This window comes from Streptomyces sp. NPDC057287 (genome assembly GCF_042667905.1).
Classification (GTDB): Bacteria; Actinomycetota; Actinomycetes; order Streptomycetales; family Streptomycetaceae; genus Streptomyces.
The window spans coordinates 294,896-306,250 of record NZ_JBHUYV010000006.1; the positions used below are offsets into that span (position 1 = coordinate 294,896).

At 70.5% G+C, this 11,355-nt stretch carries 12 protein-coding genes; 2 read left to right on the top strand and 10 right to left on the bottom strand.

Annotated elements, in window-relative coordinates:
• Nucleotides 1–24: 24 nt before the first annotated feature.
• Nucleotides 25–663 carry a TetR/AcrR family transcriptional regulator gene (locus ACFUNE_RS14280; RefSeq protein WP_383566326.1) on the top strand — a complete coding sequence of 213 codons (639 nt, stop codon included), beginning with the start codon at nucleotides 25–27 and terminating at the stop codon, nucleotides 661–663.
• Here ACFUNE_RS14280 and ACFUNE_RS14285 read toward each other — a convergent pair.
• The 7 genes from ACFUNE_RS14285 to ACFUNE_RS14315 all read right to left on the bottom strand — a co-directional run bounded on the left by ACFUNE_RS14285 (nucleotide 656) and on the right by ACFUNE_RS14315 (nucleotide 6,892).
• Nucleotides 656–1,204, bottom strand: a complete 549-nt coding sequence (locus ACFUNE_RS14285) for a flavodoxin family protein (protein ID WP_383566329.1) — start codon at nucleotides 1,202–1,204, stop codon at nucleotides 656–658. The two genes, ACFUNE_RS14280 and ACFUNE_RS14285, sit on opposite strands and share 8 nt — an antisense overlap.
• A 79-nt stretch (nucleotides 1,205–1,283) precedes the next feature.
• On the bottom strand, nucleotides 1,284–2,093 hold the full coding sequence (locus ACFUNE_RS14290; protein ID WP_383566332.1) for an HAD family hydrolase: 810 nt from the start codon (nucleotides 2,091–2,093) through the stop codon (nucleotides 1,284–1,286).
• 65 nt (nucleotides 2,094–2,158) lie between these two features.
• Entirely contained in the window at nucleotides 2,159–2,608 is a 450-nt protein-coding gene (locus tag ACFUNE_RS14295) for a VOC family protein (protein ID WP_383566335.1), read from the bottom strand.
• A gap of 175 nt (nucleotides 2,609–2,783) precedes the next feature.
• Nucleotides 2,784–3,233, bottom strand: a complete 450-nt coding sequence (locus ACFUNE_RS14300; RefSeq protein WP_383566338.1) for a hypothetical protein — start codon at nucleotides 3,231–3,233, stop codon at nucleotides 2,784–2,786.
• A gap of 12 nt (nucleotides 3,234–3,245) precedes the next feature.
• Nucleotides 3,246–4,862: an FAD-dependent monooxygenase gene (locus tag ACFUNE_RS14305; protein ID WP_383566341.1), complete on the bottom strand. Its 1,617-nt coding sequence runs from the start codon at nucleotides 4,860–4,862 to the stop codon at nucleotides 3,246–3,248.
• 69 nt (nucleotides 4,863–4,931) lie between these two features.
• On the bottom strand, nucleotides 4,932–5,921 hold the full coding sequence (gene rarD, locus ACFUNE_RS14310) for an EamA family transporter RarD (protein ID WP_383566344.1): 990 nt from the start codon (nucleotides 5,919–5,921) through the stop codon (nucleotides 4,932–4,934).
• Nucleotides 5,922–6,034: 113 nt separating this feature from the next.
• Nucleotides 6,035–6,892, bottom strand: a complete 858-nt coding sequence (locus tag ACFUNE_RS14315) for an SDR family oxidoreductase (RefSeq protein ID WP_383566347.1) — start codon at nucleotides 6,890–6,892, stop codon at nucleotides 6,035–6,037.
• A gap of 107 nt (nucleotides 6,893–6,999) precedes the next feature.
• Between ACFUNE_RS14315 and ACFUNE_RS14320 the strand changes: the two genes are divergently transcribed.
• A complete protein-coding gene (locus ACFUNE_RS14320) occupies nucleotides 7,000–7,377 on the top strand; it encodes a winged helix-turn-helix transcriptional regulator (protein WP_383566350.1) in 378 nt (125 codons plus the stop codon).
• 33 nt (nucleotides 7,378–7,410) lie between these two features.
• Here the strand turns inward: ACFUNE_RS14320 and ACFUNE_RS14325 are convergent, their stop codons facing one another.
• The 3 genes from ACFUNE_RS14325 to ACFUNE_RS14335 all read right to left on the bottom strand — a co-directional run bounded on the left by ACFUNE_RS14325 (nucleotide 7,411) and on the right by ACFUNE_RS14335 (nucleotide 11,350).
• Nucleotides 7,411–8,469, bottom strand: coding sequence for a 2-oxoacid:ferredoxin oxidoreductase subunit beta (locus ACFUNE_RS14325; protein ID WP_383566353.1), 1,059 nt, complete (start codon nucleotides 8,467–8,469; stop codon nucleotides 7,411–7,413).
• Entirely contained in the window at nucleotides 8,462–10,417 is a 1,956-nt protein-coding gene (locus ACFUNE_RS14330; RefSeq protein WP_383566356.1) for a 2-oxoacid:acceptor oxidoreductase subunit alpha, read from the bottom strand. Before ACFUNE_RS14330 ends, ACFUNE_RS14325 begins: the two co-directional genes overlap by 8 nt.
• Nucleotides 10,418–10,690: 273 nt before the next feature.
• Nucleotides 10,691–11,350 carry a response regulator gene (locus ACFUNE_RS14335; RefSeq protein WP_383566749.1) on the bottom strand — a complete coding sequence of 220 codons (660 nt, stop codon included), beginning with the start codon at nucleotides 11,348–11,350 and terminating at the stop codon, nucleotides 10,691–10,693.
• Nucleotides 11,351–11,355 lie beyond the last annotated feature (5 nt).

Consider the following 11,355-nt stretch of genomic DNA (forward strand, 5'->3'; position numbering starts at 1 on the left):
GCGGAATCCCCCTATGCTCACCGAATGATCACATCGCCGAGTTCCCTGCGCCGCAGCGAGAGGTCACGACGGGCGACGCTGGACGCCGCTCTGGAGCTGTGCACGGAGAAGGGGTACGGGCGGGTCACCGTCGAGGCCATCGCCGCCCGCGCCGGTGTGAGCAAGAAGACGATCTACCGGTGGTGGCCGTCGAAGGGCGCGGTGGTCCTGGAGGCGTTCGCCGGCATGCTCGTCGGCGTCACACCGTTCGTCGACACCGGTGACATCGAGGCGGACCTGCGGACCCACATCGGCAGTCTGGTGAAGCTGATATCCACTCCGCCCTACGGCCCGGCCTACTCCGGGATCCTGTCGGAGCTGCACCACGACGAGGCCCTGGCGCGAGCCGTACGCGAGCAGCTCGTCGGCCCCCGGGTCGACGCGGCCGTGGAGCGGCTGCGCCGCGCCCAGGAGCAGGGGCAGATCCCGGCCGGCGCCGACCTCCCCCTCGCGGTGGAGTTGCTCTACGGCCCGGTCTACTACCGCCACGTGCTGCGGAAGCCGGCCCAGGACGAGGCGACGGTCGCCGCCCTCGTGTCCCACGTCCTGCGGTCTCTGGCCCCCGCCGGCGGCGCTCCGGCCGGGGCCGGGGGCGACTCTCCGCAGCCGGGGCGCCTCAGCTGAAGAAGACCTTCGCCCGGGCCATGGCTCCGGCGTCGGACAGCACGTCACCGGGCTTGCTGCCGTTGCCCAGCAGTACCCCGCCCCAGCGCATCGCCAGGTACTCCGCGGAGATGCGCAGCGTCCCGGCCAGGGGCTCCGCGACCGCGGAGTCGGTGTCCGCGAGGGCTGTGACCCCCCAGAGGGTCTTGCCCGCCATCCGCCCCTTGAAGTCGGCTCCGGGTGCCTCGAGCCAGCCCGACCAGTGGTCCAGGTAGCGCTTGGTGGACGAGGAGACCGAGTACCAGTAGAGCGGTGACGCGATCACCACGTCGGTGGCGTCCAGCGTGGCCCGGAGCAGCGTCCCGGAGTGTCCGGAGGGAGGGATGTGGCGGCGTTCGGGGTGGCGCAGGTCCTCGAAGTCGGGCAGCGGGAGCTCGCGCAGGCTCAGCCAGCGCTGCTCGGTGTCCGGGGGGAGCTGCTCGGCGGCGATCCGGGCCAGCGTCTCGGTGTTGCCGTCCGGGCGGCTGCTGCCGAGCAGGAAGAGGAAACTGCGTGCTGCCATGGTCACTCCAATTGCCCGCGTGCGACGATTGCTTGCGTACGCAGCATATCGGCGCGCGAGGGCTTGAGCGGGGTGATTTTCAGCCGAACAGGCGCTCCAGCACCGAAGCCACCCCGTCCTCCTCGTTGGACCCCGTGATCTCGTCCGCCACGGCCCGGAGCGCGGGGTGGGCGTTGCCCATCGCGACGCCGTGTCCGCAGAGCCGGAACATCGGCAGGTCATTGGGCATGTCACCGAACGCCACCGCTCCGGCCGGGTCGCGGTCCAGCATTCCGGCGGCCATGGAGATGCCGGTGCCCTTGTCCACGCCGTACGGCGCCAGCTCCACCGTTCCCGGACCCGCCATCGTGACGGACGCGAGATCGCCCACCGCGCCGCGGGCGGCCGCGGCCAGTGCGTCGTCCGTCAGCTCCGGGTGGCGTATCAGCACCTTGATGACCGGGGCCGCCCACAGCTCCTCGCGGAGCCCGGCCCGCTGTGCGGGGAGTGAGGGGTGCGGCATGAGGTAACCCGGCTCGATGAGGGTCCGGCCGTCGGCGCCGTCCTGGTCCACCGCGGCGAACACCTGTCCCACCTCGGCCTCGATCTTGCCGAGCGCGGCGTCGGCCAGCTCCCGGTCGAGCGTCACCGAGCTCAGCAGCCGGGCCGACCCGGCGTCGTACACCTGGGCCCCCTGGCCGCAGACCACGAGCCCGTCGTAGCCGAGGTACGCGAGCAGGGCGCGTATGCCGGGCACCGGACGGCCCGTGACGATCAGATGCCGCGCGCCGGCCGACGCTGCGCGGGCGAGGGCGGCGCGGGAGCGGGGGCTCACGGAGTCGTCGGAACGCAGCAGCGTGCCGTCCAGATCCGTGGCGACGAGGGTGTATGCGGCGGGTGGCGTGACCATGGGGCCAGCCTAGAGAGATCGCTTTCCCGCCGTACGCCGCTGACCTGCGCGGACGGTCGGCTCCGTCACTGGACGCAGAATTCGTTGCCCTCGGGGTCCAGCATCACCTGCCACGTCCCTCCGGGCTCCTCGACGAGCCGCAGCACGCTCGCGCCCAGCCCCACCAGTCGTTCCGTCTCGGCATCGCGCTGCCCCGGGGCAGCGTGGACGTCGATGTGGAGGCGGTTCTTCACCGTCTTGGTCTCCGGTACACGCTGGAAGAGCAGCCGGCGGCCGAGCCCCGCGCCGCTCTTCTCGTCGTGCGGGTCGTCCGGGTGCCGTGCCGCGGCGAGGTCGCGCCAGGCGTGACGGCCGTGCGGCTCGACCGTGTCGGCCTCGGTCACGACACCGGCCCCGAGCAGCTCGTCGATCAGGACACTGTTGTCCTCCACGAGATAGCCGAGGGCCTCGGCCCAGAAGTCGGCCTGGGCGTGCGGGTCGGTGGCGTCGATGACGAGCTTCCAGTGCAGAGTCATGGCAACCGTTTGTACTGGGTGCACGAACGAAGCGGCAACGGCCACGCCGGAATCGGGGCCGATTCTTCGTACGCCGGTGCGGGAAACGCAACAGGGTGCGGGCGCACCGCACTCGGCGGCGCCGGGGAGTGAAGAGGGATCTCCGCTGCCGGCCGCACCCGCCGGCCCGCGGGCCTCAGCGCGGCGGGCAGGTCCCGCAGGCGTGTCCGCCGAGTGCCGCCAGCAGCTCCCCGGCCGCCGCGCGCACCGCCGGGTCGCCGTCGGCGGCCAGCCGCTCGGCGGTCGGCCGGCCGGCCAGGACCGCCAGGTGCGCGTCCCTGGTCCACTCGGGGTGGTGCGCGTGGCCGCGGGCGAGGATCGTTCCCAGCAGCCCGAGCACCCCGGTGCGGCCCTTCACGGTCTCCATGGCGGCGAGTTCCCACAGGAACGGCACCGTGGCGACGGTCGCGTCGAACACGGCCAGGGCGCCTATCCAGCGCCCCAGATCGCTCAGCGCCTCCTCGGCCGATTCGCTGTCGCCCCAGGCGATCCGTGACAGCAGCCCGGGGACCTGGGACGCGGACCCCTGGGCATGGCGCAGCTCATGCCACTGAACGTGCCTCATGTCCTTCAGGATCGTCCCCATCGGGGCACTCAATCAGCCTTTGCGGGTGCCGTCCACCATGCCTGCCCCACTCATCGGATCCGGCTCCCGCACCCCGTCCAGCGCCTCCAGATACCGTCGCACCGCGTCGAAGCCGTCCGTGTCCGAGATCAGCCCCACGTGGTTGTCGGGCCGGATCACGACGACGGTGTCCCGGCTGATGCCGTACGCCGCGCGGGCGTGCCCCTCCCGGTCGTGCAGGGCGTACGGGACGGCGGTGCCGGTCGCGGGTTCCGGAGCGTCGGCGCCGTGGACCCGCACGGCGCGCACCGCGTCGCCGTGGGCGGCGGCCGCGTCCCGCAGCGCCCGCTCGGTGCCGGCGCCGAAGCCGAGCACGGTGAGGTGGGGCCCGGCGAAGGCGAGGAAGAGGCGGGTGGGCGCGCCGGTCGCCGCCACGGCGCAGGGGGCGTCCGGAGCGCGGTCGCCGGACCGCACGTCGCCCTCGCCCCCGGGGCGGGCGAGCGAGCTCCACCGGTAGCCGCGGTCGAGCCCGCTCGTCGAGGACGTGATCGCGCTGTCCAGCCCGCCGCCCGGCTTCCTGATGGCCTCCAGCGTGGCCCGCAGGCGTTCCGAGGTGAGGTCCAGCGTCCAGGCAGCGACCGGGAGACGCTCCTCCTCGTAGGTGTCCAGCAGCTCGGTGCCCGCCCGCCCCCGCAGCACCTGGGCGAGCTTCCAGCCCAGGTTGAAGGCGTCCTGGATGCCGGTGTTCATGCCCAGCCCGCCCGCGATCGCGTGCACATGGGCGGCGTCCCCGGCCAGGAGGACCCTGCCCACCCGGTAGCGGTCCGCCATGCGCACGTTGACGCGGTACGTCGAGAGCAGGGTGGCCTCGGTGAGGTGGGCGCCCGGAAGCCGGGTGTGCCGGGCGAAGAGCCGACGGAAACCGTCGGCGGAGGGGGCGAGGGGCCGGCCCCCGGCATCGCGCTCGGGGCCCGACTGGAACCACCAGCCCGTCCGGGTGCCGGGCACGGGGCAGAGCATGACCGCTCCGTCCTCGTCGAACCACTGGTGCCAGATGCCCCGGTCCAGGAGGCCCGGGTCGATCTCGACGTCGCCGCAGACCATCACCTGGTCCTCGGCCGTCTCGCCCTCGAAGGTGACACCGAGCAGTTTCCGTACGCGGCTGTGGGCGCCGTCGCAGCCCACCACGTAACGGGCCGAGGTGCCGGAGCCGTCGGCGAGGGCGACGGTCACCGAGGTGCCGTCGTCCGTGAGGCCCACGACCTCGGTGCCCGTCTCCACGGCCACGCCGTACCCGGCGAGCCGGTCGCGCAGGACCTCCTCCAGCCGCCACTGCGCGATCAGCCGGCCCCGGTCGTAGGGCGCGTCCGGGGTGGGCGCGGAACCGGCGTACGGGTCGGCGTCGGCGACCGGCACACCGTCGCGGTACTTGCGCATGGGGAGCGGCGCCGAACCTGCCGCCAGCACCGCTTCGACGACCCCCAGGTCCTCCAGCACCTCCAAGGAGCGGGGGTTGGGCCCCTTGGCCCGGGAACTGCGCGGATGTCCGGGCGACTTGTCCACGATCCGGATGGCGATGCCGCGCCTGGCGAGATCGCACGCCAGGGTCAGCCCGGTCGGTCCCGCGCCCACGATCAGTACGTCGGTCATGCCTGCTCCTCGGTCGGCTCGTCCTGGAGGACAGAGAACAGCAACCGAGTAAGAAAAGCAACTGAGTAACTATTTCAGGGCGGGGGTATCCGCGTCCGGCGCGGAAGCGGAAGCCGTCCCGACGGTCGCCGAGGCCTCCGCGGCCCGCACCGCAAGACGCAGTGCCGCCGCCCTCGTGCGCCGCGCCGTCCGCAGCGCGTCCCAGGTCAGCAGGATCAGCGCCACCCAGACCAGTGCGAAGCCGGCCCAGCGCTCGGGGGGCATCTCCTCGTGGAAGTACAGGATGCCCAGCGCGAACTGGAAGACCGGTGCCAGATACTGCAGCAGGCCCAGTACGGACAGGGGTACCCGGATCGCCGCAGCGCCGAAGGAGACGAGCGGGATCGCGGTGACGAGTCCCGTCGCGGCGAGGAGCGCGCCGTGCCCCGCGCCCCCGGCGAGGAACGTCGCGTCGCCGCTCGCCCCGAGCCACAGCAGGAAGCCGAGAGCGGGCACGAAGAGGACGGCGGTCTCGGCGGCGAGGGACTCCAGGCCGCCCATGTTGACCTTCTTCTTCACCAGGCCGTAGGTCGCGAACGAGAACGCCAGCACCAGCGAGATCCACGGCGGCTGCCCGTAGCCGACCGCCAGCACGAGCACCGCCGCGAAGCCGGTCGCCACCGCGGTCCACTGGACCGGGCGCAGCCGCTCACCGAGCAGTAGGACGCCCATGGCGATCGTGACCAGCGGATTGATGAAGTAGCCCAACGACGCCTCGACGACATGGCCGTTGTTGACGGACCAGATGTAGAGACCCCAGTTGACGGAGATCACGGTCGCGGCGATCGTGATGAGCCCCAGCCGCCGGGGCTGCCGTATCAGCTCGCCGATCCACGCCCAGCGGCGCAGGACCAGCAGGGCGATGCCGACGACGCCCAGCGACCAGACCATCCGGTGGGCGAGGATCTCGACCGCCCCCGACGGTTCCAGCAGCGGCCAGAAGAGGGGCACGAGGCCCCACATCCCGTACGCGGCCATTCCGTACAGCAGGCCTGCCCGCTGCTCGTTCTTCCCCTTCACGGGCCCTCCCGGCACTCCTGTGTCGGCGATCGGCCGACTGCACGACGGTAGCGCCGGAAGGGCCCTGTGTCATTGCCGTCTCACGGAAACGGTCATGACCGGGGCGGGGGTGCTCAGGCGGCGAGCGCCGCGGCGACCGTCTCGGCCAGCGGGGTGGTCGGCCGGCCGATCAGGCGGGCCAGGTCACCGCTCGTCCCGGCGAGCAGACCGCGCGCGATGGCCTTGTCCACGTCCACGAGGATCGCGGCGAAGGGCTCGGGCAGCCCGGCCTTGACGAGGATCTCCTGGTGCACGGCCGCCGGCACCTCGGTGTACACGATCTCCTTGCCGGTCGCGGCGGACACCACGGCGGCGTACTCGGACAGCGACCAGGCGACGTCGCCGCTCAGTTCGTACGCCGCGCCGATGTGCCCCTCGCCGGTCAGCACGGCGGCGGCGGCATCCGCGTAGTCGGCCCGGGTGGCGGAGGCGATACGGCCCTCGCCCGCGTTGGCGACGACGGCGCCGTGCTCCAGGACGGGCCCCAGGTTCGCCGTGTAGTTCTCGGTGTACCAGCCGTTGCGCAGGAAGGTGTGGGGGACCCCGGAGTCCAGGATCAGCTGCTCGGTCACCTTGTGCTCGGCCGCCAGCAGGAAGTCCGCGTCGGGACCGCCCAGCACCCCGGTGTAGGCGAGCTGCGCGACGCCCGCCGCCTTCGCGGCCTCGATCACGGCGGTGTGCTGCGGTACGCGCTTGCCGGCCTCGCTGCCGGAGACGAACAGCACGCGGTCACCCGCGCGGAACGCGCCGGTGAGGGTCTCGGGCCGGTCGTAGTCGGCGACGCGGATCTCGACACCGCGGCCGGCGAGCGCTGCGGCCTTCTCCTCGTCGCGGACGACCGCGGCGATCGATTCCGCGGGGACGGTGGCGAGCAGCCGCTCGATGACGAGACGGCCGAGCTGTCCGGTTGCTCCGGTGACGACGATGCTCATGAGGTTCCTCCTGGATGCGCTGATCCTCGTATGCGTGCTTTCTCCTTACTCACCCTACGGCTAGCACTAACCAAGGGAAAGTACCCACCTTGAAGTAAGGTACTGATATGAACGTAAGCCCGGTGAAGTCCTCCGACGTCAACCAGCCGATGTGTCCCTCCCGGCTGGTGCTGGAGCACGTCACCAGCCGCTGGGGGGTGCTCGTGCTGGCCGCACTGCTGGAGCGTTCGTACCGCTTCAGCGAGCTGCGCCGCGCCATCGGGGGTGTCAGCGAGAAGATGCTTGCCCAGACCTTGCAGACCCTGGAGCGCGACGGCTTCGTGCACCGTGATGCCAAGCCCGTGATCCCGCCGAGGGTGGACTACTCGCTCACCCCGCTCGGCAAGGAGGCCGCGGACCAGGTGTGGGGGCTGGCCCGGTGGGCGGAGCGGCGGCTGGGCGCGGTGGAGACGGCACGCGAGGCGTACGACGAAGCCCGGCCCTGATCGTCCGGGGCCGGGCTCCGAGGTCGTGCGGGATCAGCCGACGACGGTCCAGGTGTCGCTGCCGGCCAGCAGGGCGCTCAGGTCGCCCTTGCCGTGCTGTTCGATCGCGGTGTCGAGCTGGTCGGACATGAGCGTGTCGTAGACCGGGCGTTCCACGCTGCGCAGGACGCCGATCGGCGTGTGGTGCAGGGTGTCGGTGTCGGCCAGCCGGGAGAGTGCGAACGCGGTGGTGGGACTGGGGTTGTGGGCGTCGTGGACGAGGATCTGTGACTGGTTCTCCTCGGTGACCGCGACCACGCTCAGGTCACCCGTGAGGGCGTCGCGGACGACGCCCTTGGATCCGTCGACGCCGAACCGGATCGGCTTGCCGTGTTCGAGGCGGATCACCGCCTCCTCGGCCCGTTCCTTGTCCTTGAGCACCTCGAAGGCGCCGTCGTTGAAGATGTTGCAGTTCTGGTAGATCTCCACGAGCGCGGTGCCGGGGTGGTCGGCGGCCGCGCGCAGCACGCCGGTGAGGTGCTTGCGGTCGGAGTCGACCGTGCGGGCGACGAAGGTGGCCTCGGCGCCCAGGGCGAGGGAGACGGGGTTGAAGGGCGCGTCGAGCGACCCCATCGGCGTCGACTTGGTGATCTTGCCGACCTCGGACGTGGGGCTGTACTGGCCCTTGGTGAGTCCGTAGATCCGGTTGTTGAACAGCAGGATCTTGAGGTTGACGTTGCGGCGCAGGGCGTGGATGAGGTGGTTCCCGCCGATGGACAGCGCGTCGCCGTCGCCGGTGACGACCCAGACGGACAGGTCGCGGCGGGAGGTCGCCAGGCCCGTGGCGATGGAGGGGGCGCGGCCGTGGATGGAGTGCATCCCGTACGTGTTCATGTAGTACGGGAAGCGGGAGGAGCAGCCGATGCCGGAGACGAACGTGATGTTCTCCTTGGCCAGCCCCAGCTCGGGCATGAAGCCCTGCACGGCCGCGAGGACCGCGTAGTCGCCGCAGCCCGGGCACCAGCGCACCTCCTGGTCGGACTTGAAGTCCTTCATGGACTGCTTGCCCTCGGCCTTGGGGACCAGCTGGAGGAGCTCGTTGGCGTCAGGCATCAATGGCCTCCTTGAGGACTGTGGCGAGCTGCTCGGCCTTGAAGGGCATTCCGTTGACCTGGTTGAAGGACTGCGCGTCGATCAGGTACTTCGCGCGGATGAGCAGCGCGAGCTGACCGAGGTTCATCTCCGGGACCACGACCTTGTCGTAGCGCCTCAGCACCTCGCCGAGATTCCGGGGGAAGGGGTTGAGGTGGCGCAGGTGGGCCTGTGCGACGGTCTCGCCGTCCGCACGCAGACGCCGGACCGCCGCGGTGATCGGGCCGTACGTCGAACCCCAGCCCAGGACCAGGGTCGTCGCGCCGGCCGGGTCGTCGACCTCCAGGTCGGGGACCCGGATGCCGTCGACCTTCGCCTGGCGCGTGCGGACCATGAAGTCGTGGTTGGCCGGATCGTAGGAGATGTTCCCCGAGCCGTCCTGCTTCTCGATCCCGCCGATCCTGTGCTCCAGCCCCGGGGTGCCGGGCACCGCCCACGGGCGGGCCAGGGTCTCCGGATCCCGCTTGTACGGCCAGAACACCTCCGTGCCGTCCGCGAGTTCGTGGTTCGGGCCGGTCGCGAACTGCGTCCGCAGGTCGGGGAGGCTGTCGGTCTCGGGGATCCGCCACGGCTCGGAGCCGTTCGCCAGATAGCCGTCGGACAGCAGGAAGACCGGAGTCCGGTAGGTCAGCGCGATCCGGGCGGCGTCCAGGGCCGCGTCGAAGCAGTCCGCCGGGGTCCTCGGCGCCACGATCGGGACCGGCGCCTCACCGTTGCGCCCGTACATGGCCTGCAACAGGTCGGCCTGCTCCGTCTTGGTCGGCAGCCCGGTCGACGGACCGCCGCGCTGGATGTCGATGATCAGCAGGGGCAGCTCCAGGGACACCGCCAGGCCGATCGTCTCCGACTTGAGCGCCACACCCGGGCCGGAGGTCGTGGTCACGGCGAGCGAACCACCGAACGCCGCCCCCAGCGCCGCTCCGATCCCGGCGATCTCGTCCTCCGCCTGGAACGTCCGTACGCCGAAGTTCTTGTGCCTGCTGAGCTCATGCAGGATGTCGGACGCCGGAGTGATCGGATACGAGCCCAGATACACCGGAAGATCCGCCTGCCGGCCCGCCGCGATCAGTCCGTACGACAGCGCCAGATTTCCCGAGATATTGCGGTACGTTCCCGTCGGAAAGGCCTGCGAAGCCGGTGCGACCTCGTAGGAGACGGCGAAATCCTCCGTCGTCTCACCGAAATTCCAGCCCGCACGGAACGCCGCGACGTTCGCCTCGGCGATGGCCGGCTTCTTGGCGAACTTCGACCGGAGGAATGTCTCCGTCCCCTCGGTCGGACGGTTGTACATCCAGGACAAAAGCCCGAGCGCAAACATGTTTTTCGACCGCTCGGCCTCTTTACGGGAAAGACCGAACTCCTTCAGAGCCTCGATCGTCAAGGTCGTCAACGGCACCGGATGGACGTTGTACGCCTCCAGGGAGCCGTCCTCCAGGGGGGACTCGGCATATCCGACTTTTGCCATCGGGCGCTTCGTGAACTCGTCCGTGTTCACGATGATGTCGGCACCACGCGGCACATCGGCGATATTTGCCTTCAATGCGGCCGGATTCATCGCGACCAGTACATTCGGTGCGTCGCCCGGTGTGAGGATGTCGTGGTCCGCGAAATGCAGCTGGAACGACGACACGCCCGGCAGCGTCCCGGCAGGCGCCCGGATCTCGGCCGGGAAGTTCGGCAGGGTCGACAGGTCGTTCCCGAACGACGCCGTCTCCGACGTGAACCGGTCACCCGTCAGCTGCATGCCATCACCCGAGTCACCCGCGAAACGGATGATCACCCGGTCCAGACGACGGATTTCCTTCTCGGTGGCGCCCGTACGATCAATGTGCGGGGCGCGCTGCTCCCCGACGACAGCCTCGCTGGCCTCATCGGACTTTCCGGCTGGGCTACTGACCTGGCTGGTCACTGAACTGGACCTCCCTCTGGGCGGCGGCTCGGGACCGGCCGGCCCGCCGGCGGTCCAGGCACCACCCTACTTCTGTAAGGGTCGCCTTCCTCGGACCGGTCATATGGTGGACGCGTTTTCGGTGCATGAATGCGTCACGCCTCGCCATATTTCCCGGACCCCCCCAGGTCAACGGACGGACCTCCCTCGGTGCCCGTCCTTTCGTCGTAGGCCTGGGGTTTCGCTTCGCTGCGGGTGGATCACTCAGATCATCACGGGTAGATCATCGCTTTGTCACGAGTTCAGATAAGTAAGAACGGCGAGAACTCGTCGGTGATCCCCGTCACTGGGTGACAGGCCCAGTTTCAGGAAGATGTTGCTGACGTGCTTCTCCACGGCTCCGTCGCTGACCACCAGGCGGCGGGCGACGGCTGAATTCGTACGCCCCTCCGCCATCAGACCCAGGACCTCCCGCTCGCGAGGCGTGAGACCCGCCAGGACGTCCTGCTTGCGGCTCCGGCCCAGCAGCTGGGCCACGACCTCCGGGTCCAGCGCGGTCCCGCCCTGCGCCACCCGCACCACGGCGTCCACGAACTCCCTGACCTCGGCGACCCGGTCCTTCAGCAGATAGCCGACCCCGCGGCTGCTGCCGGCCAGCAGCTCGGTGGCGTACTGCTCCTCGACGTACTGCGAGAGCACCAGCACCCCGATGTCCGGATACTGCTTGCGCAGCTCCACCGCCGCCCGCACCCCCTCGTCGGTGTGGGTCGGAGGCATGCGCACGTCGGCGACCACCACGTCCGGCAGCGCGTCCTGCCCCGCGAGGTCGGCCACCGTCTTGAGCAGCGCCTCCCCGTCCCCCACCCCCGCGACGACATCGTGCCCGAGCTCGGTCAGCAGCCGGGTGAGCCCTTCCCGGAGCAGCACCGAATCCTCGGCGATGACGACCCGCACTCTTT

Coding starts and splice junctions, on each gene's coding strand:
- ACFUNE_RS14280 (WP_383566326.1), top strand. CDS start 25: ATGATCACATCGCCGAGTTCCCTGCGCCGCAGCGAGAGGTCACGACGG.
- ACFUNE_RS14285 (WP_383566329.1), bottom strand. CDS start 1,204: ATGGCAGCACGCAGTTTCCTCTTCCTGCTCGGCAGCAGCCGCCCGGAC.
- ACFUNE_RS14290 (WP_383566332.1), bottom strand. CDS start 2,093: ATGGTCACGCCACCCGCCGCATACACCCTCGTCGCCACGGATCTGGAC.
- ACFUNE_RS14295 (WP_383566335.1), bottom strand. CDS start 2,608: ATGACTCTGCACTGGAAGCTCGTCATCGACGCCACCGACCCGCACGCC.
- ACFUNE_RS14300 (WP_383566338.1), bottom strand. CDS start 3,233: ATGGGGACGATCCTGAAGGACATGAGGCACGTTCAGTGGCATGAGCTG.
- ACFUNE_RS14305 (WP_383566341.1), bottom strand. CDS start 4,862: ATGACCGACGTACTGATCGTGGGCGCGGGACCGACCGGGCTGACCCTG.
- ACFUNE_RS14315 (WP_383566347.1), bottom strand. CDS start 6,892: ATGAGCATCGTCGTCACCGGAGCAACCGGACAGCTCGGCCGTCTCGTC.
- ACFUNE_RS14320 (WP_383566350.1), top strand. CDS start 7,000: ATGAACGTAAGCCCGGTGAAGTCCTCCGACGTCAACCAGCCGATGTGT.
- ACFUNE_RS14325 (WP_383566353.1), bottom strand. CDS start 8,469: ATGCCTGACGCCAACGAGCTCCTCCAGCTGGTCCCCAAGGCCGAGGGC.